The sequence below is a fragment of the Paenibacillus bouchesdurhonensis genome (genome assembly GCF_900155685.1).
GTDB classification, from domain to species: Bacteria; Bacillota; Bacilli; order Paenibacillales; family Paenibacillaceae; genus Fontibacillus; species Fontibacillus bouchesdurhonensis.
On the sequence record NZ_LT732547.1, the window covers coordinates 819,352 to 845,535 of the forward strand.

Consider the following 26,184-nt stretch of genomic DNA (forward strand, 5'->3'; position numbering starts at 1 on the left):
CGGAGCTAGTGAACAAATATCAATCTAAGTTTAGATGGAGGGGATTAACAGGATATCAACGCGGGGTTAATTGACCGTTAAATTTTGCATAATCGAAAAAAACACCTCGTTTGTTGGATGCAGCGAGAGACTGAGGTTCTCGAAGCAATCATGAACAAGAGGTGTTTATTGGAATGGGATGAATTCTCCAATCGACTATTTTTCCCGGCCGCTGAAAAACTTAAGAAGTACCTGCAAGTCGCGATGGGCCGGATAATGGCTTAAGCGATCGATAATTTGCTGAGCCTCGTTTAAATATTGCCGGCTTAATGCTTCGGTTCTTTCCAGCGCATCGCTGCTTTGGATCGCTGCGATAACTTCATTGGTATATTCGGCTGGCGTTTGCTCGTTCACCGCTCTGATCTTAGGAGCGAGCGTGTCATCTTGAAGCGCGAACAAGACGGGAAGCGTTACCTGACCGCTGCGCAAATCGCTGCCGGCAGGCTTGCCCAGCTTCTCCGAGGATTGGGTAAAGTCTAGGATGTCATCGCGAATTTGAAAGGCCATGCCCAATTTCTCCCCGAAGTCGTATAGCTGACTAGCTGTCTCTTCGTCGGCTCCCGCCGACAACGCTCCGATACGCAAGCAGGCCGCTATAAGCTGTGCGGTTTTATTTTTGGATTTCTCCAAATATTGCTCGATCGTCACATCATAATCGAATAGATGGGACAATTGCTGGTATTCGCCCAAACATAATTGCGTTGTCACTAGGGAGGATAGATCGTACACATATCGCTCACGGTCAGCCGAGTAGACAGAGATTAACTCAATAACCCTGGCTGACATGTAATTGCCGACATGGATGGCGCGATTCACGCCCAGCTTAATGTGCATAGCTTTGTCTCCCCGGCGAACCGGAGAATCGTCGATGACGTCATCATGGATTAGGGAAGCGGCGTGAATGAATTCAGCGGCCGCAGCCAAGCGCCATACTTTGCGTTCATCGGGAGAAGGGCCGAAGCGGCTGCCCACGATCACCATTAACGGACGAACCCGTTTCCCTCCTGAGCGGATGAGATCAATGATGCTTCGAGCAAGCTCCGAGGAGCGGGGAACATCCTTGTCGAATTTAACCATGTTCTCAATTTCTTTATCTACTGCTCTTAGTGAGATGCCAAGCTGTTCATTCATCTTCATGATGTTCCCCTCCTCGAAATGATGTACAAGTGTTCATCCAAATTGTCCATCTATTTGATGTACAAGCGATTGCCTAATGTGTTCCGCTAAATCGCCCGGCGGGCGTGATTTCGGCTGTGCTCCAAGCGAAGAAACACTTCAAAGCCTATTGTGAGGCGTTCATCGTCAGGCAGCCCCTCAATTCGCTTGATTTGAATTTGCTTAACCAGCGGAGCCAAATGGGTAAGGAGATCAATTTCTTCAAAGCGCAGGCAGAGCTGCACATAGAAGCTGTATAAGTAATCGCCGTCCAGTATTTTGCGAGTGAGTGCGTCACCCGGCTCCAGAAGGTGACAATCCTGGTGACGCTGGAGGGCGAGCTTGATTGCAATGTAAATGGAGAGCAGACGAATTCGGCGTTCTGCTGTCATATCATATTCTGAGAAAAGGAGGGCTGCAGGCAGTGCATCCTCTTTCCTTAGATCCAAGGTAATGCCGGTTTCGGGCGATATTTCGCCCTGCAAGAAAAGACAAGCATCTTGAATGAGAGCAGTAATCATAAGGAACACTCCTTAACAAGCAAGTAGGTTTGCAGGGGATTTCGCACCGATATCGGCGGTTTAATATCCACTAACGACAGTCTTTGTTAAAAATCAGAGTAATGTGCAGCAGCTGCACATTACTCTGGGTTAAAGGGGGTCAAAAACAATTGTGCAGTTGTTATGCTTAATCCGTATAGAGGTACCATCTGCGAACAAGCGGTATTCTCTTCCATTGCTTCTTAAGCCAAGGCAGTACGTAGTAATCGAGACCAAACATGCTGCCCGATCCGCCGATCAGTGCTACGCCAGCCGTCATATACCAGAGCATTTCGCTCGATGCCATGCTGGAGGACCAGATCATAATGCCAAGTGCAACGGTGACGATCGAGGATACTGCTGTGAACAGGCCGGCAATAAGCAGGATACCGATAATGATTTCTGCAAATACCATCCCGGTCTGGAACACGGAAGCAAGCCCGGTATATCCGCCATCGGAAGTGTAGAAGAAGATATCCATGAACCAGTTCACTGTATTCGTAATGAAGCCAGGCACCGGCAGCGCCGTAACAGCGGTTGATGCACTCTGTACTGCGGATGCAGCCGCTTGAGCGTCGACAGTCGTCGTAACAGCCTCCGCAGCCTCGCTTGCTGCTGATATCGCATCACCAGCATGAGGCGATGCAGGGATCAGGAAGATGTCTGAAGGATTCTTAAGCACCTTAGGCAGCTTATCAATACCTTCCTGCAACCATTTGTAGCCTACGAATACCCGTAACGGTACAAGCCAGAAGTTAGGCGAGCGTTTAGCGAAATGACCGCCAACAAAGCTTCTGTTATTGTTCACGTGGAAGAACTCATGCATCATGTAAGTCCACACTTTGTTGAAGCCTGCCACCGTGAACAGATAATACATATTGATCAAATGCTTACTGAACATCGCGAGAAATCCGCTGATCATGAACATTTTATTCGGCAGTCCCACATTAGCTACGCCATATCGGCTGCCTATGCAAACCATAGTACCGTGGAAGCCTGGTTTATAAGACTTCTTCGGTTTGCCTTTGACATCCGCATGGATGTTATGGGCAATGAGCGGGCCAGCTTGCTCGGCGTTCTCAACCATTTGCGGAACAGGACGGGTCTCACCTTCCGGGATGTAGTAAATATTGTCGCCAACGATGTATACATCCTCGTGATCCACGCTTTGCAGCTTATCGTTGGTAACGATCCGCTTGCGGCCTTCTTGCTGAACGTCCAGCTTGCCTACGAGATCGGAGCCCTCAACACCGGCTGTCCAGACGATCGTAGCAGCTTCGAGCTCTTTCTCCCCAAGCAGAACGCTTGACTTCGTTACCCCGGTAATTTTGGCGTTTGTCACGATTTCGACGTTCATTTTGTTCAGGCGTTTGACCGCCTTATCAATCAGTTTATCAGGCAGGATCGGCAAAATTTTCGGTGCCATATCCGCTACGACGAGGCGAACCTCACTTGGATCGATGTAGAATTCCTTGCACAGCTCGTCGCGGTATTCCGCCAGCTCGCCAATGAGCTCCACGCCGGTAAAGCCTGCTCCGACAACAACGAAGGATAATTTCTGCTTGCGAATGGCTGGATCCGTTTCTTTGGCAGCCTCGCTGAACATACGGCGAACCTGTATCTTCAATTTGACGGCATCTTCGTATGACCATAAGGTCATTGCATGCTCCTCGGCACCTGGAATGCCGAAGAAAGTTGGTTTACAGCCGGTACCGATGACTAGGTAATCGTACTTGTAAGTGTTTTTCTTGGAGCGAAGCTCCTTGGATTTAAAATCAATGTTGTCGATGTAGTCCAGTACAACATCCACTTTTTGTCCTGCAAAAATCTTCTTTAATTCGATTTGAATTGATTCCTCGGGTGCCCGGTTTGCCGCGACTTCATGCAGCTCAGTCAGCAGCGTATGATACGGGTTCTTGTCAATCAGCTGGATTTGAACGTCATTGTCTTTTTTGAACAATTTGGCCAGGTGCTTCGACGTGACGACACCACCGTAACCGCCGCCAAGAACGACTATTTTCTTCAACATATTCACCTTCTTACTTTAGGCTGGTATTCATGGAGATGAGTTACTAGATTAATAATGACTATTATTTAGCTTGTTCCAGTGCTTTTGCAGCGAGATCGTAGTACGATTTCAGACTGATGGATACGCCGGAGATCGCGTCTGTTTTACCTTCATCGTTGAAGCTTACTGCAGCCGGATCCTGCTTCTCGAGCAAATATTGCTCAGCTATAGCAGCTTGCTCATGCCATTCTGCTTGTGCTCCGCCTTTTTCAACCATGCCGTATTTGCCGTCAATGGAGTTGAGTTTCTTGTCTTCGCCAGCTTCGTTTACGCCGCTAAAGTTCACTCTTACGATGTTGCCTGCGGATATAATGACATCAGCTGTTTCTTTCCAGCCGGATCCCTCTGCGAACTTGTCGCCTTCGGCATGGTAGCTGCCGTCTTTGTAAGGACCTGGCTCGATTGGGCCAGCAGCGAGTGCTTGGTCGACAAGGTCGAACAAATCGTTAACATGTATGGATACGCCGGAGATTGCGTCAGTATTGCCTTCTGCATCAAGGGTTACAGCTTTCGTATCTTGTTTCTCAATGAGGAAAGCGATCGCTTTAGCAGCTTGCTCATGCCATTCTGCTTGCGCGTTGCCTTTTTCTTTCATGCCGTATTTGCCTTGCTCGGAATAAGTGACTTTGTCTACCGGTACGGTTGCGTTAGTACCGTTCCATTCCACATCGGCAATTTTGCCGCCTTCAACCTGCAGCTTTACGAAATATTGCCAGCCGCTTTTCGGATCTTCCTTACCTAGGGCAAAGTATAGACCGTCCTGGAAATTGCCTTCTGCAGCAGGAGCATTATTAGCGGAGTTGTTGGCGCTATTCTCGGTAGCTGGAGCGTTATTAGCTGGTTCCGCCGTATTTTTTGCTCCGCACCCTGCGAGAAGTCCTAGCAGCAGTGCGCTGCATAGAATAATGGATGCTTTTTTCATGTTAAATGACCTCCAAATAATAAAATTGTATATATTAAAATGTGAACCATTTTAATAACGTAGGGGATATATATATAGGAAAACTTAGGTGCCCAAAGCCCTTGAAAAAGGAGGGAAATCCTTTGTTTGAGGAAAGTTTAGCATATAAATAAAAGCATATATGTGAAATAAATCACTTGATATGTGACAAAAAACATCTTCCGTAAATACAGGAATAAGGGGAAGCTTGATATAGAGCCAATGGAAGCGATTACTCATATTTTAAAATATTTTTTTTTAAATATATTTTTAAGCTCTTTGTTCAATATATCGCTCACAGACCCAGGATTAAACGGAAAAAGGTGTCAAATCTTCATACTTTTGTGCCGATAAAGATTTAAGGGCAACATCCACTATTTGTGCTACAAGGAAGGGATGAGCATCTCATTGTCAGTGTACAAGACATTTTACTCTCGTCTATTGCTTAATTATTTAGCTGGCTCGCTCGTAGCTGCACTTTCGGTCGCTAGTCTCATCACTTTCACGCTTCAGAATACTGCGAATGATGAGTATGTTTCTATGCTTGCCGTCATGCTCCTGTCCATTGCGATGATGCTCGGGCTCGAATGGGCGGTGTTCAAGAGACAGATCAGACCGATCCGGCTAGCCTTTTATGAAAGCATCGATAGTTTCACTTCCATGCAGACCATTTATTTAAGAACACACCGCTTGCCTACCTTAATTGTAAAAAGAATCCTCGGCCCTCATTTGCTCGGCCTCGCGCTACCCGCAGCGAGCCTGACATTATGGCTTATTTACACGGGCCAATTATCGATTTCTCCGTATTACGTGCTGCTCGCATTACTAGGAGGTGTTCTCCTCGCCGGGATGCATGCACTGATCGAATTCTACCTCACCTCTCATTACATTCGGCCGGTTCTGGAAGAGCTGCGGCTTCGTTCTTTGTATTTATTCGGCAGAGAGCTGACGCTTGGCGGCCGAGTGCTCTTCCCGATTAAACGTAAGCTGCGATGGAGTTTTTTTCTGATAGGGGCTTCACCTCTATTATTATACAGTCTGGCCGTACAGCTTCGGCTTGGGGATTGGAACATCGATCATTATGCCTATTGGAAATGGGCGGGGATCGTCCTGCTCCTTGGGCTTGGCTATTCATTTTTTGCTTCGCGGCTGCTAACCCGGGAGCTTGAGACACCGATTCAGCATCTCTACAGAAGGATGGCAGGGGTGAGAAGAGGATCCCTGCAAACAGAGGCCAGCGATTTGTTCTCGGATGAATTTTCCAAGCTTGTCTCCGGCTTTAATCATATGCTGCTAGGCGTGCGAATCCAGGCAGACAGAAATGATCAACTGGTGGAGAGCTACTTTGCGACGCTGGCTGCCGCGCTTGATGCTCGTGATCCATACACTGCGGGGCATTCATTAAGGGTAGCGGAATATGCCGTCCAAATCGGCACGTTGGCCAAGCTGCCCAAGCCTGTCGTCGACCAGCTCCGCAAAGCGGCACTACTCCATGACATCGGGAAAATCGGCATACGCGATGCCGTGTTGTTGAAGGAAGGTCAGCTTGGTGAGCAGGAATGGGAGCAAATCAAGGCTCATCCTGTATTGGGAGAGGCGATTCTAAGACAAATTGAGCCGGCGGATGAGATGGCCGCATTCCTGCCAGGCGTTCGCTCTCACCATGAGCGCTATGACGGCGGGGGCTATCCGGATGGACTTAAAGGGGAGGAGATCCCGCTGTTCGGCAGAATCATTGCCGTTGCGGATGCCTTTGACGCGATGACCTCGGATCGTCCCTATCGCAAAGGCATGGCTGCCAATACAGCGATTGCTATCCTGGAGAAAGGCAGGGGCACGCAGTGGGATCCTTATTTTGTCGCGCTATTTGTCGAAGCTTACTATGAAAAGCAAACGTCTTGATGATTCCTGGTGTCGCTTCATGTTAAAATGGTATGGAAAGAGAAATGCAAAAAGTTCCAATACCTTTTAACTTTGAATAAAGCAGGTGGGATAGATGGGTCTTGGAAATTCTTTCTTGTTAAATTTAGCAATGCTTGTTACTGTAGCTTATTTGGCAAATGTTCTATATAAGTACTGGTTTACGAAAACTTCACGGAAGATCAATTACATATTGTCGGTGCTGCTCATGATTTTCTCAGGCTGGATTTGTATGATGTTCGGCTTCAAATTGAGCGACAATGTCATCTTTGACCTGAGATTCGTTCCTCTTCTTATCGCGACAGCTGTTTATTCGCAACCGCTTACTATTATGGGAATCGGCTTCGGTATCGGTCTAGCCCGCTTCACTTTTGGCATAACGGAGGCAGCGGCGGTCGGGTTTTTAAATCTAACAATACTCGGTATCGTATGTGCGGCAATTAATATATGGATGAGGCGGAGCGATTATCGTTTTGTTATAAAAGGTTTGATCACGATTTTGATCGTGAATGCGGTAAATACGTTCAACATCGCCGTGTTCGGCGTAATTCCCTTTAAGCAATACATGCAGGAAATTATGCCGGTCGTGCTGCCGCTTAGTGTTGGATTAAGCATTGTGTTCGCAATGATTTTGCGTGATTTCCAATTGGATCGCCGGAGGTCGCTGGAGCTGAAGTATGCTAACGAGCAGCTGCAGAGTCAGACGAAGGAGCTGCAAAAGGCGAAGACTGCATTGGAGGAAAGAGCCAAACAACTGGCGCTGGCCTCTCATCACAAATCAGAATTTCTGGCGAATATGTCCCACGAGTTAAGAACGCCGCTCAACAGCATTATTAACCTGGCGCAAATGATATCCGAGAACTATCCGGAAGAGGAATCGGCATCTGCAGACTATGGGCGGATCATTTACAGGTCGGGGCAGGAGCTGCTGCAGATCATTAATGATATTCTTGATTTATCCAAGGTTGAAGCAGGTCGCCTGGAAATCGTCCAAGAAGAAGTGAATGTGCTGGAGCTTCCGCAAGTGCTCTATTTGCAATTCGAGCAGACAGCGCGGCAGAAGGGCTTGACGTTTGAGATAAGTCCGGCTGCTGATTTGCCGGCAACGATCAGCTCCGATCCGCAGCGCATTGGGCAAATTTTGCGCAATTTGCTCTCCAATGCCTTTAAGTTTACGGATGAAGGTTGCGTCAAACTGGAGATATACAGAGTGAAGCCGGATGGTGAACAGGCCGGGAAAGGGGAATTCATTGTGTTTGCCGTTAAGGATACGGGGATCGGGATCTCCCGAGACAAGCATATGGTAATCTTTGAGGCGTTCCATCAGGCAGATGGCTCGATTAGCCGTAAGTATGGAGGAACCGGGCTGGGTTTGCCGATCAGCAAACATTTGGCTTGCCTCCTTGGCGGTAGAATTGAAGTGGAGAGCGAAGAGGGCCTGGGAAGCAGCTTTATGCTCTACCTGCCGTTATCTACACAAACACCGTCACAGGGCTCTTTTTCCGCAGAGGATCAAACGATGTTTGCCGGATGGGATGTATCCGGTTAAAATTTAAACTATGAAAAATGAGAAGGCAGGGATAGGTTATGGAAAAACAGGTATTATCAACAACAGCAGCACCGGGTGCTATCGGGCCATATTCCCAGGGAGTGGTTATCGGCAATGTGATATATACGTCCGGCCAGCTCGGCCTCGTACCGGAGACGGGCCAATTCGCAGAAGGCGTGGAAGCTCAGACCGCCCAGGCATTGAATAATGTGAAGGCGATTCTCGAAGCAGGCGGAAGCGGTCTGGACAAGGTAGTGAAGACGACAGTATTCCTTAAGGATATGAATGATTTTGCCAAAGTGAATGAAGTATACGGCTCCTTCTTTGCCGAGCCTTACCCGGCACGCAGTGCGGTAGAGGTTGCGCGTCTGCCCAAGGATGGCTTGGTGGAGATTGAAGTCATCGCGCTTAAATAAGCAGATGAGCTGGTTAGCCGAGCCTTATAATTAAGACGAACAAGGGCCACATACATTACCTGGGTTATCGCGAGGGGATGTAGGTGGCTTTTTTAAGAGAAAAAGAGTTCAGTCCCGTTCTCTTGCGCGCATGAGTACAATCCAAAATGCATATAGCAATAAGATGAAGGCCAGAATGCTTGCCGTAAAGCTTAAGGCGGAAACATCCCGTTGTTCAACGGCAATGGCGATATATGCCCACACGAATACCAGTGGCAATACTCCATCTCGGGCACGGAAGGTGATCATGATAGCGGCAACAGCTCCTAAGCATAATAGGATGATGCCTGTTGTCTTCGGATCTAGGTTCATGCCATTATTCGTATGGAATAGGATGACAGCTAGATTGACTAATGCAGCGACGCAAATCCACCCTAAATAAATGCTGAAGGGCAAGCGGATCAGCCAAGTCTCTCCCGTAGTTGGAGCGTGAATATATCGCGTTTTCGTATAAATGACGGTTAACGTAACGAACAGGGCGATCATGACGGCAAAGGATATTCCGATAAATTGATATTGCCATAGGAAAATCCAAGCTATATTGAAAACGCAGGTGATGATGAACCAGAAGGAAATGGCCAGAACAGAGTCTTGCCTGCTTGTAACTTTACGGAATTGATAGACGATATAGCCTGCGAGCAGAAGATAAATGCCTATCCATATCATGAATGCATATCCGGCTGGCGTAATCGGCGTATGATACTTGTCAGACAATTGCCCTGTAGTCATTCCGCCAAGCGGTATCGACATGGCCAAATAATTGACGGCCAGGACAGCGACGTAAAACAGCAGGTTCCACCAGCGATAAATATGGTTACGAAACATGTATTGGCCTCCTACAAAACTTATTTTAGGTGAGGGATGTCAAGTTAGCTGTGTTTACTATATGAATATACCCAATTAAAGCGAATGATATCAGGCAGGCTTGGGCTATGTTATCATATTCATGTGATGCCAGTGGAGCATCAAGGGGATGACAATTGAAATGCCAATCGTTTAACAAGGCGTTTGAGAATGATGGGAAGATGGGCAGAATGATCAGAGATATTATAAATATTTAAACTATGATGCGATTAGAAATGACGGGAGATCACCATGAATCAACGTCTTTATGCTATATGGCTCGGAGAGGTATTGTTCTGCTTCTCAGGGGAAACATCGGAACCAAAGGTTGACGCATGGGCCGCAGCTATGCGGAGACTAGAGTCGGCAGGAGGGCATCGCCCATTCCAGCAAGCTGCGCTACGGCTCGCGGAAGTGCGCTACCCGGCGTCTTCCGGGCGAAGCGCTTTCAAATCCGGTGAGCGCAAAGCGCTTATGGGGCGAACGCTGGAAGGTCTTGCACTGCCGATTCAAGAGGCTTGGCCTCTGCTGCTCTTCTGGAATGAATCTCAGTTGAGGCAGCAGGGGATCATACCCGGGCAAGAGCTCGGTTATTGGAGCACAGCTGCCCGGTTGGCGCTGGAGCTCATGTTAAGAGGCCGGATCGCTCCAGGCATGATGGAGGTTCCCCTGATCGGGAACCGTCGTCCGAAAGGGATTGCATCCGGCCGTTCGCACTGGGCGCCAGAGCTTAGCGATCCGGAGGATGAGGAGAGGTTTCGGCAATTAGCTGGCAGCATGCCTCCGCTTTGCTTGTCCGCGGTTCAATATGGAGGCGGGCAGGAGGATGACATCGAGTTGAGGCAATTGTCTGTCCTTTACTCTTTTATAAGCGCAATACTGGATGATGAGGTTCGAAAAGTCATAAGCGGATTAGGAAGAAAGTTGAATCCGAGCAGGGCCGATTATCGCCGAGGGACTTCCCCATTGGCCGAATTATGGTGGAATGGATTGCTTGCCGGGGTACCGCACGGCGATTTTCAGGGCACTGTCACGGAGCTGTCGGAGCTTGCGGAGGGCATCGCGGGCGCTGGGGGAGGACAGCCGGAAACTCAGCGTGAGGAGGATAAGGGGCTCGGTACGGGAACCTTCCGCTTATGCCTGAGGCTGGAGCCGGCTGAAGCTGAGCCAGTTGAGCCCTTATGGCGTTTGTCATTGTGGGCTGAAGGCGTTGAGGAGCCCGACGTCCTGCTTCCTTATGGACTCCTATGGAGTTATCCGCAGCAAGACATCAAAATACGCGGCAGAGTATACCATGATGCAAGGGAGAATCTGCTCCATCGGTTGAGCAAAGCCGCCCAGCTGTCCGGCGGGGTGCGGCAGGCGATGGAGGGTGCCCGCCCGGAGGAGGCCCTTCTTCAGCCTGAAGAAGTATACGCTTTTCTAAGCAAAGAGGTGGCTCGGCTGCGTAAGCATGGAGTCACGGTGCAAATGCCCTCCCGCTGGACCAAGGAGGGCCGCCGCTCTCCCGGAATCCGGCTGCGGACGGGGAAGTGGGGAGAAGCTTCGGAGGCTGGGTCAGGGAATTCGCTCCAGTTAGGGGTAGAGCAGCTTGTTAATTATGAAGCGGAGGTAGTGCTGAACGGAATCCCGCTAACCGCGGATGAACTTAGCGAATTGGCTGCTTCCAAGTCGCCGCTCGTTTTTTTTCGGGGCGAATGGGTTGAAATCGATGTGAAGGAAATCCGCCAGGTGCTGAAGTTTATGAAGCGTCACGGGGCAGGGGAGATGAGCTTCCGTGAATTGATGCATCTGACCGCGCTGGAAGACAGCGAAGGCGAGATCCGCTGGGATGGGCTGCGGGTAGAGCAGGTGGAGACGGCGGGCCTGTTGTCGCTGCTTATGGAAGGCCGTTCTGTGGGAGGAATGGATTTCAAGCCGATTCCCCGCTCGCTTCATGGCACGTTGCGCCCATATCAGGAGCGAGGCTACCAGTGGCTGGTCATGATGCGGCAGCTCGGTTTCGGTGCTTTACTCGCTGACGATATGGGGCTTGGGAAAACAGTGCAGGTTATTACAGCGCTGCTGGACGGAATTACGGCTGGCACGGTGCTGATCATTTGTCCAACATCGCTGCTGGGCAATTGGCAGAAGGAGCTCTCCAGGTTCGCGCCGGGGTTGAAGCTGCATATTCACCATGGCAGCAACCGGCTTCATGGGGAACCATTCCGGCAGGAATGCGCCAGGCAGCAGGTTGTGTTGACGACGTATCCGCTGGCCGGGCGAGACATGAAGGAGCTGCAATCCGTCGAATGGGCCACGATTGTTCTTGATGAAGCGCAGTATATTAAAAATTACGGTACGAAGCAGGCGCAAAGCGTCATGAAGCTTAACGCCCCGCACCGGATTGCGATGACAGGTACGCCGGTCGAGAACCGGCTCAGCGAGCTGTGGTCTATTTTTCAATTTCTGAATCCTGGATATTTGGGGACTCATTCCGCCTTCAAGGCGAAATATACCGGGAGCGGGGAACAGCACACAGTGGAGCTCAAGAAGCTCCGCAAACTGATTGCGCCGTTTCTGCTGCGCCGTCTGAAGAGTGATCCCGATATTCGCAAGGATTTGCCGGATAAAATAGAGTTGAAGTCGTATTGCTCGCTCATGCCGATCCAAGCGGAGCTGTATCGGGAAGTGACGGAGGATTTGATGGAACGGATTGCTGAAAGCTCGGGAATAGCTCGTAAAGGGATCGTGCTGTCTACGCTAACTCGGCTGAAGCAGGTTTGTGATCATCCCCTGCTGCTGCAAGCAGCGAGGGGATCGAGGCTGAAAGCGGAGGATTCCGGTAAAATGGAGCGTCTGCTGGAATTGCTGGATTTAATTAACGATAATCAGGAGGCTGCGCTCATTTTTACGCAGTATGTGCAGATGGGCGAATTGCTGGTCTCCGCGCTGGAGCATAGATACGGCAGGGCTCCGGCCTTTCTTCACGGCGGGGTCAGCAAGGCGGAGCGGGATCGGATGGTGGAAGCCTTTCAGCAGGGAGAGGGCTCTCCGTTTTTTGTATTGTCGCTCAAAGCAGGTGGGGTCGGACTGAATCTGACCAGGGCCAATCATGTCATTCATTATGACCGCTGGTGGAATCCTGCCGTAGAGAATCAGGCGACGGATCGGGTGTTCCGTATCGGCCAGAAGCGGAATGTGGAGGTTCACAAGCTGATCTGCCAAGGAACGCTGGAGGAGCGGATCGATGAGCTGATTGATCGCAAGAGATCGCTGTCAGAGCAGGTGGTCGGCTCCGGGGAGCAATGGTTAACGGAGATGTCGAACGAAGAGCTGCAGCAGTTGATTACGCTGCAAGCCGATTCGTGAGAAAAGGAGGGGGGCACGATGGAGCAGGCTTGGGATCATCTAGATGGAAAAGTATCGGAAGCGATGGCAGGAATCCGGCTGGAGCCCGGCTCCGGGGGCTGGAGAATTGATGTTCCAGCCCCCGCGGAGCACACAGAACAGCCTGCATGTTCTGTGCTCTTGCTGGAAGCAGACGAGCCTGGCGCAGGCCAGCGTCTGCTCCAGGCTTTGGCGCAGCAGCCGCTGCAGCTGGCTGCGCTGCAGGAGGGCGGCGCGCCAGCGATTGCCGGCCTCCTGCCCAAGACTCCGCCGTGGCAACCGGCGGAGGGGGCGCCGCGCAGCCGNCGCGCGGCTACCCCCGAGCAGCGGCTGAAGCTGCTCGGATGGACGCGCGAGACGCTGCTCGCGGCGGTGTTTGCGGCATGGGCAGAGGCGAAGCCGCTGCCCGATGCCGAAGAGGCCCTGCGCGCGGCGCTGGGGCCTCTGAAGGAGGAGGCCCGCGCCCGTTCGGGCGGGCCGAGCATCGCGGAGTGGCTTGCGGAGATGGCGGAGCAGGGCAGCATGCATGCGCCTGGCCCGCAGGTTCACGACGTCCAGATCCGACTGGACACCGTGGAGCCTCCGCCTTCGCCGCCCAGCACTCCAGCGTCCTCCCGCTCAAAGAAACAAGCGGGCCCAGCCGTCAGCGCCACGGAGCCTCCGCCTTCAACGAAAGCTGCCTCCGCTGCGGCAGGTGCTCCGAGTACCGAGGCTTTGGCCAGGCTGCTCCCTGGGGTACGGGGAGCAGCCAAGGGACTAGGCCTCGTGCGCGAAGGCGCGATGAAACGGGCAGAGGAGCTGGCTCGCACCTTGCGGAGCAAGCTGCGCTAAGCGCGGACACAAGCTTTTAGGCTGCTCGTGGGCTGCCTGTCGCAACCTGCGTATCATCGCTTTTTAAAGCTGTGGCTTTGGCTCTGCTGCGAACAACTCGATACTGCGTCCGCCTCTATACGATGCTTCACCGCCTAACCCGGGCCACCGTTATGCCGCTTGTGCTTCAAGCAGACTGCATGATGATGCCCGATAATAAAAACAGGACAGCCGACCGAGGTGTAAATCCCTCTATGGCTGTCCTGTTTGCTCCCGGCTAGGGTAATGACGCACCGGGCTCGGGAAGGGCGGCTTCGGCAGCGCCCATAATTTCCTTGCGCAGGCCATGCATCTTCTTATCGAGCGCATCGGCAGCCTTGGCTGCCTCCGTCAATTCCCGAACGACATGAGCGGGTACCTGCTTGTCATATTTGTAGAACAGAATATGCTCCATGCTGGCCCAGAAATCCATGGCCAGCGTCCGCATTTGAATCTCCACCTTCATCCAGCGCTGCCCTTCGAATAGCGTCAGTGGAACCGCTACGATCACATGCAGGCTTTGGTATCCGTTGGGCTTCGGCTGCGCGATATAATCTTTAATCTCAATGATAGTAATATCTTCTCTATGACGCAGATGATCCAGCAGCTTGTAGATGTCCTTCACGAACGAGAAAACGATCCGCATGCCGGCGATATCATGAATTTTATTCACCATATTATCAACGGTCATATCCAGACCTTTGCGTTCGAGCTTATCGAGTATGCTTTTCGGTTCCTTGATTCGAGTCTTGATATGCTCAATGGGGCTGTATCCATTATGAATTTTCCACTCGGTTTGAATCAGCTTAATCTTATTCTTCAGTTCATCCAGCGCGAGTTGGTATAGCGTAGGGAGCTTCTTCCATTCTTCCAGCTTACGCAGTTCATCATCTCCGACTTCCCACTGATATAATTCCCGCAAATCCAACTGATTTAACAGCGAGCTTTTATCATTTGCATCTACTCTGTCCAGGTTAATCTACTCCTAAATTTAAAAATTGTTCCGTGCCGCCCCTTTATTGTACCTTGAATAGCCTGACAAAATCAAAAAATGGGTTTATTTGTTTAGGGGGCTTTTTCCATTATAGCCGGGATCGTTATAATCGTGGTTTTGCAGTTTGCCGAGCACGCCCAAGCGGATAATCGTCCTTCGCGCATGCTCGTCGCCATACTGGTATAACAACGTGTATAGCTCGATCATTCGATCGTTGAATTGCTCTGTTGCTGCATCATGATCTGCGGATTTATAAGGTACGGGAGCGCGTCTGAATGTGTAAATATCTTCCTCTGACAGCTCGGCCATTTTATCGTTTAATTTGACGAGATCCTCCTCATCCAAAAGAACTCTGAATTCCGCAGAATCTTGGTTCGGCGCTTCCTGGATGATGCGGTGAGCGACAGATACATAATAGGGCTTCTTTCCTGTTTTCATCCGGATTTCCCCTCCAACCTGAATTTCTTATTATTATTGTCTTTATACACAGCGGCTTCGCGGCTGAATCAAGGGGGATGATCAGGGATTTTCACTAGCCTGTTAAATCTGTTATGATAATTACGATTTCATAGGCAGCAAGTTTGTTTAATACTGAAAAGATACAGGCAAGTATTCCCGATTGGCGGGACAATATAATTCTAATTACATCAGGAAGTTTATGAACACGGGAGGAGTATGTCATGAAATTTTTGCAGCGGATTAAGGATGGTGCGGGCAAAGTGACCGATAAGGCGCAAAATGCCGTCGAGATCGGACGATTGAACACACAGATTAATAATATTGAGCGTGAAATGGACTTATATTTTCAAAGAATGGGTGAAGTGTTCTACGAAGGATACCGAAATAAAGATATGTCGCAGGCCGAAAAGGAAATGGTCGATTTAGCCAAAACCTGCGATCTGCTCGCCGAGGAGCGGGATGAGATTCGGGGGAAAATTGCCGAGCTCAAAAATGAGCGCCTGTGCGGCGCCTGCAGCAAAGCGGTTACGGAAGAGGCATTATTCTGCCAGTATTGTGGACATAAGCTGAAGAAGGAAGCTAAGCCTGCCCCTACGCACTTCGATGAGGAAGAGTCTGAGGCCGCGCAAGAGCCGGTAAGCGATCCGCTGGTGCTGCTGGAAGAAAGTGCGCTCTTTGCTTCTTTGGGACAGGAAGAACCGGTCGTGGCCGAGACTAGCGAGCGAGTTGATCCCGAGGAGGAAGAACGGCGGCTGCGCGAGCTTGAACGGGAGCGGGAACGCCAGGAGGAGCTGGATCGGCGCATTCGAACCTGGAAGGAGAACGTGAAGATAACGGATCATGTGGCTGCGGCGAAGGAATCTCTGCGAGGTGAATCGACCTGTCAAATTTGTTCGGCGGTGCTGGTGAAAGGAACGAAATGGTGCCCGCACTGCGGCTCCGAGCAAATTTAAAGAGCGGAGCGTATGGGAGTAAACGGAATGGCTGTAAGTGAAAGTTCACGGAGTTGTTATAAATGGTGCCTTCCGAATGGGCATTTGAACCGTAGTAAATAGTAGGCGCCACGAAAAATGCCGGCACGGAGGTATACGGAAAGCTAGACCCGGTACCGCCGTGCCTGAACTATTTTGGCCGAATGCGGACGGTGACTGTAGGGAAAACTATAATAGCGCCTCTGCTTACTATGACTATTTTTTAGGAGTGTGGACATCGTGGAATGCATCGTTCATTTTGAAGTGCAATATAAGCAGGAGACAAAGGAGCTTCGCGGACTGATATTTTTGGATGAGGGGAAGACGCCGACGGAGAAGGATTTTCTGCTGATGTTTGAAGATATGGGGTACAAGCTGAGGCTTACCGATCAAGAGAATTTGGTGTTTACGCCGATCGTGCCGAGCTCTGAATACCAGAAAATCCGGATACGCCGTCTTGATACGGGAGAAGAGAGCTATCAGGAAGATGGGGAGCTGAAGTCGCTCATCTCGAATCTGCTCCCGAAGGATTCTAGACCGATCTAGAAGTTTGTCTTATCTGCGTCGGATCGATTAATTTGCAAAATATTTATGCAATCCACGAAATACCTCTTTATTTCTATGGATTGTTTGAGTTATACTACTAATCATTGCATAGACAGTTTTCGACAATAATCTTCATCAATTTCTCGTATATGTGCAGGAATCGGCCTGCATGTCTCTACCTGATCACCGGAAATGATCGGACTACGGGGAGAATTCGAATTGTCGTACTGGCGACGGTTAGTTGGTGTTATTGTTTTTGACCGGAGCTTGGTATGCCAATGCCCTGAATGGGTGAATTCTGCCATGAAGTCCTTTTCTCAGCCTTGGGAACTGGGCTTTTTTTTATTCTCGAATGGAATAATGAAGATACCATGCTAAGAACAATGAAGGAGGAAGAGGGATGAAGCTGCTCAAAGACAAGGTGATGGCGGAAGGAATCGTCCTGAGCGATCAGGTGCTGAAGGTGGACTCGTTTCTAAATCACCAAATGGATCCGGTGCTCATGAAAGAGGTTGGCGCTGAATTTACACGGAGATTTGCAGGCGAGCAAATTACGAAGGTGCTGACGATCGAATCCTCAGGCATTGCCCCGGCGATCATGACCGCGCTTGAACTCGGGGTGCCGATGATTTTTGCCCGCAAACACAAATCACTGACGCTAAGGGACAATATCCTCGTCGAGAAGGTATATTCCTTTACGAAAAAAGAAAGCAACGAAATTACGGTATCCAAGAAATTTTTGAGTTCGGACGATCGCGTGCTCATTATTGACGATTTTCTTGCCAATGGAGAGGCGGCATTTGGACTTGCCCGGATCGTTGAACAGGTTGGCGCCAGCGTTGTCGGAATCGGTATCGTCATTGAGAAATCATTCCAGCCTGGAGCCGGCCTGCTGAATGAGGCGGGATATCGCGTTGAATCTTTAGTGCGTATCGCTTCATTGGAGAACGGGGCGGTGTCCTTTGTAGACGAAGTAATGACAGATCAATAATTATATCCAGAGCTATAGATTGGTAACCATAGATTAGCAGAACAGATACTACCTGGGGAGGAACTAGATTTATATGGAGCGGGAAGCCATCTTTCAAAAAAATAGACATCCAATCAAAACGTTATCACTAGGAATTCAGCATGTTCTGGCGATGTATGCAGGAGCGATTATCGTACCGCTGATTGTCGGAAATGCATTAAATCTTACTCATGAGCAGCTCACTTATTTGATCGCTATCGATCTTCTGGCCTGCGGCGTAGCGACGCTGCTGCAGGTGTGGGGCAACCGCTTCTTCGGAATCGGCCTGCCGGTTATGCTCGGCTGTGCATTTCAGGCAGTTTCGCCGATGATCGCGATCGGTCTGACCGATGGCATGGGCGTATCGGCGATTTACGGCGCGATTATTGCATCGGGACTATTTGTATTCCTGTTCTCGGGCTTGTTCGGTAAATTGATTGCTTTGTTTCCGCCGGTCGTAACAGGTTCTGTGGTGACGATTATCGGGGTGACCCTGATTCCGGTAGCTTTGACCGATCTCGGGGGCGGAAATCCAGGAACCAATCCAGACTTTGGAAGCCCCTTGAACTTGTCGCTGGGCTTTGGAGTTTTGCTGTTCATTATACTGATGAATCGCTATGCCAAAGGATTTCTACGCTCCATATCCGTATTGATTGGACTAGTTGTCGGAACGCTTGTCGCCGGATTTGTTGGCGGCGTCAACTTGCAGCCGCTCCAGGAAGCGAGCTGGTTCCACACGCCTCAGCTGTTCTACTTCGGGCCGCCCACTTTCCATGTGTCGGCCATCCTGACGATGATTTTGGTTGCGATCGTTAGTGTCGCTGAATCGACAGGCGTATTTATGGCGCTCGGTAAAATTGTGGATAAAGACATTACGTCGAAGGATTTGGCTCGCGGTTACCGGGCTGAGGGATTGGCGATTGTTCTGGGTGGCCTATTCAACTCGTTCCCTTACACGACATATTCCCAAAATGTAGGACTGATCCAAATGAGCCGGGTGAAAACCCGGGATGTTATTGCGGTAGCCGGCGGCCTGCTGGTTTTAATCGGATTTGTGCCGAAAATCGCTGCATTGACTCAGCTCGTCCCGCCGTCCGTTCTAGGCGGCGCTATGATTGCGCTATTTGGGCTGGTGCTGTCCTCGGGGATTCGCATGCTTGGGGATCAGGTGGATCTCAACCGTCATGAGAACCTGCTGATTATCGCCTGCTCTGTAGGCATGGGGCTGGGCGTTACGGTTGTGCCAGATATTTTCCACCGTGTGCCGGAGTGGCTTCGTATTCTCGTCGACAATGGCATTGTCGCAGGCAGCTTTACCGCCATCGTGATGAATCTATTGTTCAACGGACTTAAAGGTCATAAAGCGAAAGAAGCATCCGAATAATAGGGGCTCCTGTGCTTTTTTGGAGTGAGATCAAACGGTGATCAGGCCTGGAGCAGGCTTGATCACCGTTTTATTGTCGATCTGGAGTATGGGATTTAACGCTTAAGGAGGCAATGTAGAAGGACAGCTGCATATGTGCAGGATTATAAACGATAGTGGCCATTGGGATAGGGAGGAACTGCTTATATATGAAATCATCTTTGTTACATATGGGATGGCTGAGCAAGTCTAAATCTACATTCGGTTCAGCTGCCGTTCGGCGAGTTCGCCGATCCAGGGCAGCTTGAGCCATTTGCCTTGCAGCGACGCGAGCATAAGAATAAGCCACAGCGCGATGCCCAGCGCGTTCAGCAGCATACCCACCACAATGCCGATCAATGGAAGAAATCCGGCGGCAGCATGGGCGATCATTAATCCGGCAAATAATATTACGGATTGCAGCGCATGAAAGAGGACAAAGCGGCTTCTTTTCTCCGCCACAAGAAAAATGACACCGCCAACAAAAGCGAACAGATAACATAAAAATGCGGCTACATTCTCATAAAGACCCGTAGAAGATTTGAAGGGGGACATCGGTACCTACCTACTTTCCGTCAACAGATGAAGGGAAGGGGCTTGTTCCCTGTCTCAATAGTCAGTGTATGACGAGCCTCTTCTGTACAGAACATATTGACTTTGAAAATCGCCTTAAAGTATACTATGTTACAATGCAAGGTAGTTAAAGAAACGTATTTATTCCTTGTACCGATATCTATATATCCAAGGAGAGCGTTACCCAACTAGCTTGCATAGCAATATAGAATGGAGAAATGCAGGATGACAACCTACAGCCAGATGTTGAAGGGTATTTTGGAGGGCTGTATATTGGCCTTGATGGAGGATAAGGAGATTTATGGCTATGAGTTATCGACGCTGCTGGAGCAGTCGGGCTTAACGTTTGTCAGCGAAGGAAGCATTTATCCGCTGCTTCTGCGGATGCAGAAGGAGGAAATGATTCACGGCGAATTGCGCCAAGACGGTGTGTCAGGTGGGCCGCCCCGCAAATATTACAGACTCACGGACAAGGGTGCTGAGACTCTGCGGCAATTCCGTAAATCTTGGCATGGGCTGCGGCAAAGCGTGGATCACGTACTATCGAAGGGAGAGAATGGCCATGAAGATGAAGATCAAGGAATTCGCTGAAGAGACCAATCGGCTAAGAGCGCAAATGACCCCAGAAAATGAGGAGTATTTCGGTAATTTGGTCGTTTATTTACGCTCTAGCCGAATCGCTCAAGACAAAGTGGAGGAGCTGCTGCTGGAAACGGCTCAACATCTAATGGAAGCTCAGCGCGATGGGAAGACAGCTAGAGAAGTTTTTGGAGAGAATCCAGAGAAGTATTTTCAAGAGCTGATTGAACATTTGCCTAAGCAAAGCATTGGTGAGAAAATCTCAAACTACGTAATGATTCCTTGGATTGCTCTGACTTGGATGTTTGCGGTGCACGCCTTGTTTGGCTTTATTTCCATCGTGTTCGGCGCCAAGCCGGGACTATTTAATCGCATAAGCCTATTCTCCATATTGATGCTTGCATTTGCCTCGATTGCCGTCATTGAGATCGTGCTTAGAATCCTGAAGCGGGAAAGCGTCAAAAAAGGCGAAAAGGGCTCCGTATTCAATATGAAAATTATCGCGGTATATTTGGGCTTCATGCTTGCGGTCATATTATCTGCGATTTATTTGCATGATAAGCTGCCCACGTTCGAGGTGGCGCCCTGGCTCAGTCTGTTGTTGTTCGCTGTAGGGCTGGCCGGTCAGAAATTTATTTTCCTGCGAGACCATTAATGCCATTCCTCTTATCGCTACAGTACGAGTGAATGGCTGCTGCTGAGCATGGAAGCTGGCGTGAACCATTGTTCAATAATGTCCTTGACAATAATTTCTGCAGCCTCAGGTTTACGGATATTATCAATTTCTTGATATATGCGAGCGAGCCGTTCCTCATCTCTTAATAGAGCATCGATTTGCTCGATCAGTGCTCCTGGATCGCTAGCAATGCTGGCGATTCCTTTACGCTCTAAATACAGGGCGTTATTCAACTCTTGGCCCGGTACAGGGCGATACAAGAAAATGGGGAGTCTGCAGACGAGCGATTCGGATAGCGTAATGCCCCCTGGCTTAGTGATAATGCAATTGCTTAGCCGCATAAGCTGGGCAACTTCATTTATATATCCGAACAAATGGAAATGCGGATGCCGCCCCAGCTCCTGCTTAAGCTTACAGTGCAGCTCCTTGTTCCTTCCGCAGACGGCGATGACTTGGTAGTTCTCGTTGGATAGCAGTTCCTCGCAGATGTCCCAAATGCCCTGCATGACCCCAAAGGCTCCTGCCATGATCAGTATAGTTTTCTTAGAGGGCTCCAGTTCGCAGATTTGTTCCGTTTCCGCAAGGCTGACGTGGCCAAAATCAGGCTTGAGCGGAATGCCGCTCGCCAACACCCGCTCCGCAGGAATGCCGCGTCTTACAACCTCCGTCTTCAAATCCTCCGTTGCCACATAATATCGATCCACATCTGGATGAACCCAGCGTCCATGTAAGTCAAAATCGGTTACGATATTGACGAGTGGCAGTGTCAGACCGGTTTTTTTAAGCAGCTTCGGCATGGCTAATTGAGGAAATGTATGGATGATGAGATCAGGTTCTATACTGGAAATGGCCTGCTGCATTTTCCTCATGCCTAGTGAATTAAGCACGCTTAACAAAGATGTATCCGGCTGCATGTCCTTTGTGGCATTGTAAACCCACCCATAGATTAGCGGTATAGTTTTGAAGCTTTGCATGTAGACGAACTTGGTCATCTCATTTAGAAAAGGATGCGCTTCGGCCATTAAATCCAGCAGCACGACATCCGTTATTCCCGAATGATGAAAGCTCGCTTCAAGAGCTTTGGAAGCCTGATAATGCCCATCGCCATAGCTGGCATACATAATCAACACTTTGGGCGAGTTTGAAGACATCGCTAATCCCTCCGATTAACTTCAGAATAAAGTACTCCAAAAAAAAGTGTTTTAATAAGGTGGTTAGCTGTTCTTCAATGCAGGAATGATAAATTTCTCCAGCAGCGGTCTAGGGTTCTTCCAGCGATTTATATCGCTCGCCGCCGTAAATATGACAACCGAATCCAGGGCAGGGATCACATTGATCTGCTGGCCGCCATGACCATGTGCATAGGCATAAGAAATCCCGTGGGTCTTGGTCGTCCACCAATGGCAGCCATAGCGTCCATAACCAGGGCTCTCCGCGGATAGAGGAGCCATGGATTCGCGCAGCCAGTCGGCAGAAAGAATCTGTTCCCCTTCCCACGCGCCGCCCTGCAGACAGAGCTGGCCGATCTTCGTCATATCCCTCGTGGTTAAATGAAGCCCGATATGACCCGTCGAATGGCCTTCGGGACTCGCATTCCAAACCGATTCCTCAATGCCGAGCGGGTCAAATAGATATTGCCTTGCATAGTCTGCAGCGCTTAGCCCTGTCCATTCCGTCAATAATATGGAGAGCAAATGACTATCCACACTACAGTATTGAAATGTACCGATTTTATGCTCCTCGATGGGCAGATGCAGGATATATTTTGTCCAACTAGGGCTTTGATGAAAACGGTGAATGAGTGCTTCTCCCATTTTAGCACCAGTTTTCCAGTAAAATCCGGATGTCATTGTAAGCAAATGACGCAAGGTTAGCTGCTCCCAGAGCGGGCCTGGGTTGCGGACGGCATACTTTCGCACGGTATCCAGAATAGGTTCGTGCAGCGGCGGAAGTTCTCCGCGATAGCTAGCGATTCCAAACAAAATAGAAAGGATCGACTTGGTTGCCGACCTTAGATCATGAAGATCAGTCATATTAAACTCGTTGTAATAACGTTCAATAAGCAATTGTCCTTGTCGGACAACGGCAAAGCTATGCATTTTAGGGAACTGTTGAATGATCTCTTCATCTGCTGCGCGGAGCAGTTTCAGCCCCTCCTCACTCTGAGCAAGGGGACGGCGGGATGAGGATGAAGTGTAAGAATTGTCAGAAGAAGCGAGAATACTGCTAATAGGCTGCATGTCAAATCTTCCCTTTCTCAGCTTTATATATTTATTGTAACCAGAAATCGGACAATGCAATAATTTTGCTTGATTCACTGGCTGTTTACCGTCTTTTTTTATTTCAAAAAAAGTGTGCGGATGGAAGAAAGCTGTAACGATGAACTGAATATGTTACAATATAAGAGATAGGAGGTTATTCCATCAAGTTTGCGACAGTCCTAAGCACATGGACAACACATGGCTAGCACGCTTGATTAAGCGGGAATTTCTATGGGTATGTAATAGTGTCAGGTGCCTGCCGAGAAGGCGTGGCTTGCAGCCTACAACTTCATGAAACAACATCACTTTTCGGCGTTCTCGAAATCGGAGCATTAATTACAAGCGTTCTGGGAGGGAATATGTATGGCAACGAAAGGTCACAATGAAGTAAAGGAAAGTCTGCGGGAAATGACCCGGATATTTAAACCGAAAGACCCGAAAAAATTCGTAAAGGAATACGTCCGCAAATATCGCATCATGGGTGGCTACGAAGAAGAATTGACGGATCTGGTTGAGCACGAAATGGGCAAGCTGAATTCAGTCAACTCGTCCGTTTCTTAACGCATTCTCATGAGCGCAAATGATTTGTAATGATTATTTGCGAGTTAGGAACATTTGATACCCGTCTTGCGCGCAATGCCGCAGGACGGTTTTTTTCTGTTTGTTCTTACATATATTATATTAACAGTTATTAACGCGGTGTTAACGTTCTTGAGAGGAGACAGAAATATTGAAGATTATTTTGAAAACGCAGGATGAAATTTCAAAAATCCGCGAAGCCGGAAAGATTCTTGCCGAGTGTCATCAGGAATTGGCCAGTCGAATCGGCCCCGGAATGACGACATTAGAAATCGATCAATGGGTAGAGAGGTATTTGACCAGCCGAAAGGCGACGCCGGAGCAAAAGGGTTATCGGGGTTATCCGTTTGCGACCTGTGCTTCGGTGAATGATGTCGTATGCCATGGCTTCCCGAATCATCGCCAGCTTCATAACGGAGATATTATTACGATCGATATCGTCGTAAACAAAAATGGCTGGTTAGCCGATTCAGCCTGGTCATACCGGATTGGCGAGGTTAGCGAAGAAGCAGGCGATCTGCTCTCCACCACTCACAGAGCGTTGGAAAAAGGCATCGCTCAGGCTGTTCCGGGGAACCGTGTCGGGGACATCAGTTCTGCCGTCCAGAGCGTAGCGAGAAAAGCGGGGGTCGGCATCGTGAAGCCGCTGATCGGGCATGGTATCGGCCGATCCATGCATGAGCCGCCGGATGTCCCGAATTTTGGGCGCGCTCGTACCGGAACGCTTTTAAGGGAAGGGATGGTTCTCACCATTGAGCCGATCTTTACTTCCGAGGATACGGGCGCGGTATTATGGGAGGACGACGGCTGGACGATCCGGACGGCCGATGGCAGCTTAGGCGCGCATTATGAGCATACGCTTGCGATTACTAAAGAGGGGCCCGTTGTGCTGACTTCCTTATGAAGAGGACAACGGCTCCTCTTTTTTCGTGTAATTGTGACAAGAAATTCGCTGAAATGTCGAAAATGGTTCAAAATGATTTGGTCGAGGGCAAATCGGGAAACAGCTCTCACAGTCTAGCGATTAAGAAACGCGATGCCAGGGTAATTAGAAGAGTGCAAACGCTCGCAAAGCCTGTTGCAGCGGGCTTTTTTAGACATTTGAACAATTTGTGAACTCCCTTGATCTCATTGACAAAAGAGGGGTTCGCTCTTATATTTAATAAGTGATTGTTTTAATTGACAGGATTGCAGTTTCCGTGCTAGGGCAGGTAAATTTTTCCCGGGGCAAGGGAGAAGGCCTGTAATCATCGGAAGAATACTTAAAAGTGGGGTAGATCAATGATGAAACGGTGGAAGGCTGGGAAGAGGCTTGTTCCTTTGTTTGTCGGGCTAATGCTCTTGCTGTCCGCTTGCGGTCGCGAAGACTTGTCTGCACTCAGACCACAAGGCCCGGTAGCACAAGGACAGTTTGATTTGATGAAACTTTCAATTACGATCATGTTCTCGGTGCTCGTAATTGTATTCGGCATTGCGGCCTATGTAATTATTAAATTCCGTCGCAAGCCAGGGGATAAGGGGATGCCGAAGCAAGTGGAGGGCAACCACATGCTGGAGATCATCTGGACAGGAATTCCGCTCATTCTGGTTCTCATTCTTGCCGTAGCGACGGTTCAGAAAGTGTTTGCTTATGGGGAGAACTATTGGGAGGATAAGGACGCTATTCGCGTAAAGGTAACTTCGCATCTGTTCTGGTGGGAGTTCAATTATCCAGATTATGACATCACCACGGCTCAGGATTTGATTATTCCTACAAATAAGAAAATTGCTTTTCAATTGAAGACGGCGGACGTCATTCACTCTTTCTGGGTGCCGTCGCTTGGAGGTAAGACTGACACAAATACCGAGGGAACAATCAACACGGCCTGGCTGGAGGCCGAGAAAGAAGGCGTTTACCTCGGGAAGTGCGCGGAGCTGTGCGGACCGTCCCACGCTTTGATGGAATTCAAGGTGAAGGCGGTAAGTGAGGAAGCGTTTGAGAACTGGATCACTGCGATTAAACAGCCGGTCGAGCCGATTCAAGACCCTGCTCTGGCCGAAGTGTTCAAGACGCAATGTCTAAGCTGTCATGCGGTAGGCGATCAAGGCGGGCCAATGGGGCCGAACCTGACGGGGATCGGCAACCGCGAGACTGTCGCTGGTATTCTGATTAACGAAGAGGGCTCGAACAAGCCGTTCCCAGGCAAGCCGGTCAAAGATAATTTGATCGAATGGCTGAATGATCCGCAAGCAGTTAAACCTGGCAACCATATGCCTTCGCCGAAGGAAGACCTGGGACTGACAGATGAAGAAATTGAAGGAATCGCTGAGTATTTGGCTAACGTCAAGCTGCAGTATTAATCACCAGCTTATCAGACGGCATTGATGCACAGGAATTTAAAGGGGGTACAAACCTTGGCTCACGCTCAC

General features: G+C 49.5%; 23 protein-coding genes and 1 riboswitch. Of the genes, 13 read left to right on the top strand and 10 right to left on the bottom strand.

Annotation, left to right across the window (positions count from 1 at the left end; all coding sequences use genetic code 11):
* Window positions 1–195: 195 nt before the first annotated feature.
* From CZ379_RS03315 to CZ379_RS03330, 4 genes are all read right to left on the bottom strand, one after another.
* Window positions 196–1,176 carry a polyprenyl synthetase family protein gene (locus CZ379_RS03315; RefSeq protein WP_110930304.1) on the bottom strand — a complete coding sequence of 327 codons (981 nt, stop codon included), beginning with the start codon at window positions 1,174–1,176 and terminating at the stop codon, window positions 196–198.
* 86 nt (window positions 1,177–1,262) lie between these two features.
* Window positions 1,263–1,715 carry a hypothetical protein gene (locus CZ379_RS03320; protein WP_110930305.1) on the bottom strand — a complete coding sequence of 151 codons (453 nt, stop codon included), beginning with the start codon at window positions 1,713–1,715 and terminating at the stop codon, window positions 1,263–1,265.
* A 166-nt stretch (window positions 1,716–1,881) separates the two neighbouring features.
* Window positions 1,882–3,759, bottom strand: coding sequence for an NAD(P)/FAD-dependent oxidoreductase (locus tag CZ379_RS03325; protein ID WP_110930477.1), 1,878 nt, complete (start codon window positions 3,757–3,759; stop codon window positions 1,882–1,884).
* Window positions 3,760–3,823: 64 nt separating this feature from the next.
* Window positions 3,824–4,723, bottom strand: coding sequence for an FMN-binding protein (locus tag CZ379_RS03330; RefSeq protein WP_110930306.1), 900 nt, complete (start codon window positions 4,721–4,723; stop codon window positions 3,824–3,826).
* 432 nt (window positions 4,724–5,155) lie between these two features.
* Between CZ379_RS03330 and CZ379_RS03335 the strand changes: the two genes are divergently transcribed.
* From CZ379_RS03335 to CZ379_RS03345, 3 genes are all read left to right on the top strand, one after another.
* A complete protein-coding gene (locus CZ379_RS03335; RefSeq protein ID WP_324616347.1) occupies window positions 5,156–6,643 on the top strand; it encodes an HD domain-containing phosphohydrolase in 1,488 nt (495 codons plus the stop codon).
* Between the two features lie 94 nt (window positions 6,644–6,737).
* The gene (locus CZ379_RS03340; RefSeq protein ID WP_110930307.1) at window positions 6,738–8,210 is read left to right on the top strand and encodes an ATP-binding protein; all 1,473 of its coding nucleotides are present in this window, start codon (window positions 6,738–6,740) and stop codon (window positions 8,208–8,210) included.
* Between the two features lie 38 nt (window positions 8,211–8,248).
* On the top strand, window positions 8,249–8,626 hold the full coding sequence (locus CZ379_RS03345; protein ID WP_110930308.1) for a RidA family protein: 378 nt from the start codon (window positions 8,249–8,251) through the stop codon (window positions 8,624–8,626).
* Between the two features lie 108 nt (window positions 8,627–8,734).
* On the opposite strand, the gene CZ379_RS03350 is transcribed toward CZ379_RS03345, so the two are convergent.
* A complete protein-coding gene (locus tag CZ379_RS03350) occupies window positions 8,735–9,490 on the bottom strand; it encodes a TspO/MBR family protein (protein WP_110930309.1) in 756 nt (251 codons plus the stop codon).
* A 270-nt stretch (window positions 9,491–9,760) separates the two neighbouring features.
* Between CZ379_RS03350 and CZ379_RS03355 the strand changes: the two genes are divergently transcribed.
* A complete protein-coding gene (locus CZ379_RS03355) occupies window positions 9,761–12,859 on the top strand; it encodes a DEAD/DEAH box helicase (RefSeq protein WP_110930310.1) in 3,099 nt (1,032 codons plus the stop codon).
* A 1,105-nt stretch (window positions 12,860–13,964) separates the two neighbouring features.
* Here the strand turns inward: CZ379_RS03355 and CZ379_RS03365 are convergent.
* Window positions 13,965–14,648 carry a GTP pyrophosphokinase gene (locus CZ379_RS03365; protein WP_407668596.1) on the bottom strand — a complete coding sequence of 228 codons (684 nt, stop codon included), beginning with the start codon at window positions 14,646–14,648 and terminating at the stop codon, window positions 13,965–13,967.
* Window positions 14,649–14,783: 135 nt separating this feature from the next.
* The gene (locus CZ379_RS03370; protein ID WP_110930313.1) at window positions 14,784–15,158 is read right to left on the bottom strand and encodes a hypothetical protein; all 375 of its coding nucleotides are present in this window, start codon (window positions 15,156–15,158) and stop codon (window positions 14,784–14,786) included.
* Between the two features lie 242 nt (window positions 15,159–15,400).
* Here CZ379_RS03370 and CZ379_RS03375 point away from each other — a divergent pair, with 242 nt between their 5' ends.
* The 4 genes from CZ379_RS03375 (at window position 15,401) to CZ379_RS03390 (ending at window position 19,089) form a co-directional block, all read left to right on the top strand.
* Window positions 15,401–16,132, top strand: a complete 732-nt coding sequence (locus tag CZ379_RS03375) for a zinc ribbon domain-containing protein (RefSeq protein ID WP_110930314.1) — start codon at window positions 15,401–15,403, stop codon at window positions 16,130–16,132.
* 258 nt (window positions 16,133–16,390) lie between these two features.
* The gene (locus CZ379_RS03380) at window positions 16,391–16,696 is read left to right on the top strand and encodes a hypothetical protein (RefSeq protein ID WP_110930315.1); all 306 of its coding nucleotides are present in this window, start codon (window positions 16,391–16,393) and stop codon (window positions 16,694–16,696) included.
* Window positions 16,697–16,819: 123 nt separating this feature from the next.
* Window positions 16,820–16,920: riboswitch (purine riboswitch) on the top strand.
* 176 nt (window positions 16,921–17,096) lie between these two features.
* The gene (locus CZ379_RS03385) at window positions 17,097–17,687 is read left to right on the top strand and encodes a xanthine phosphoribosyltransferase (RefSeq protein ID WP_110930316.1); all 591 of its coding nucleotides are present in this window, start codon (window positions 17,097–17,099) and stop codon (window positions 17,685–17,687) included.
* Window positions 17,688–17,760: 73 nt separating this feature from the next.
* The gene (locus CZ379_RS03390; protein WP_110930317.1) at window positions 17,761–19,089 is read left to right on the top strand and encodes a nucleobase:cation symporter-2 family protein; all 1,329 of its coding nucleotides are present in this window, start codon (window positions 17,761–17,763) and stop codon (window positions 19,087–19,089) included.
* A gap of 234 nt (window positions 19,090–19,323) precedes the next feature.
* Here the strand turns inward: CZ379_RS03390 and CZ379_RS03395 are convergent, their stop codons facing one another.
* Window positions 19,324–19,662, bottom strand: coding sequence for a DUF4870 domain-containing protein (locus CZ379_RS03395; RefSeq protein WP_110930318.1), 339 nt, complete (start codon window positions 19,660–19,662; stop codon window positions 19,324–19,326).
* Window positions 19,663–19,905: 243 nt separating this feature from the next.
* On the opposite strand from CZ379_RS03395, the gene CZ379_RS03400 reads away from it, so the two are divergent.
* Both CZ379_RS03400 and CZ379_RS03405 read left to right on the top strand, forming a co-directional pair.
* On the top strand, window positions 19,906–20,271 hold the full coding sequence (locus CZ379_RS03400; protein ID WP_110930319.1) for a PadR family transcriptional regulator: 366 nt from the start codon (window positions 19,906–19,908) through the stop codon (window positions 20,269–20,271).
* Window positions 20,243–20,914 (top strand): DUF1129 family protein, encoded by a 672-nt coding sequence (locus CZ379_RS03405; RefSeq protein WP_199925431.1) that lies wholly within the window; start codon window positions 20,243–20,245, stop codon window positions 20,912–20,914. Before CZ379_RS03400 ends, CZ379_RS03405 begins: the two co-directional genes overlap by 29 nt.
* 17 nt (window positions 20,915–20,931) lie before the next feature.
* Here CZ379_RS03405 and CZ379_RS03410 read toward each other — a convergent pair whose 3' ends face one another.
* Together CZ379_RS03410 and CZ379_RS03415 are read right to left on the bottom strand one after the other, a co-directional pair.
* The gene (locus CZ379_RS03410) at window positions 20,932–22,086 is read right to left on the bottom strand and encodes an MGDG synthase family glycosyltransferase (RefSeq protein WP_110930321.1); all 1,155 of its coding nucleotides are present in this window, start codon (window positions 22,084–22,086) and stop codon (window positions 20,932–20,934) included.
* A gap of 63 nt (window positions 22,087–22,149) precedes the next feature.
* Window positions 22,150–23,175, bottom strand: coding sequence for a serine hydrolase domain-containing protein (locus CZ379_RS03415; RefSeq protein WP_110930322.1), 1,026 nt, complete (start codon window positions 23,173–23,175; stop codon window positions 22,150–22,152).
* A gap of 384 nt (window positions 23,176–23,559) precedes the next feature.
* On the opposite strand from CZ379_RS03415, the gene CZ379_RS03420 reads away from it, so the two are divergent.
* The 3 genes from CZ379_RS03420 to coxB all read left to right on the top strand — a co-directional run bounded on the left by CZ379_RS03420 (window position 23,560) and on the right by coxB (window position 26,115).
* Window positions 23,560–23,757, top strand: a complete 198-nt coding sequence (locus CZ379_RS03420) for a hypothetical protein (protein ID WP_019635239.1) — start codon at window positions 23,560–23,562, stop codon at window positions 23,755–23,757.
* Between the two features lie 169 nt (window positions 23,758–23,926).
* Window positions 23,927–24,679, top strand: coding sequence for a type I methionyl aminopeptidase (gene map / locus CZ379_RS03425; RefSeq protein WP_110930323.1), 753 nt, complete (start codon window positions 23,927–23,929; stop codon window positions 24,677–24,679).
* 377 nt (window positions 24,680–25,056) lie between these two features.
* Entirely contained in the window at window positions 25,057–26,115 is a 1,059-nt protein-coding gene (gene coxB, locus CZ379_RS03435) for a cytochrome c oxidase subunit II (protein WP_110930325.1), read from the top strand.
* Window positions 26,116–26,184 lie beyond the last annotated feature (69 nt).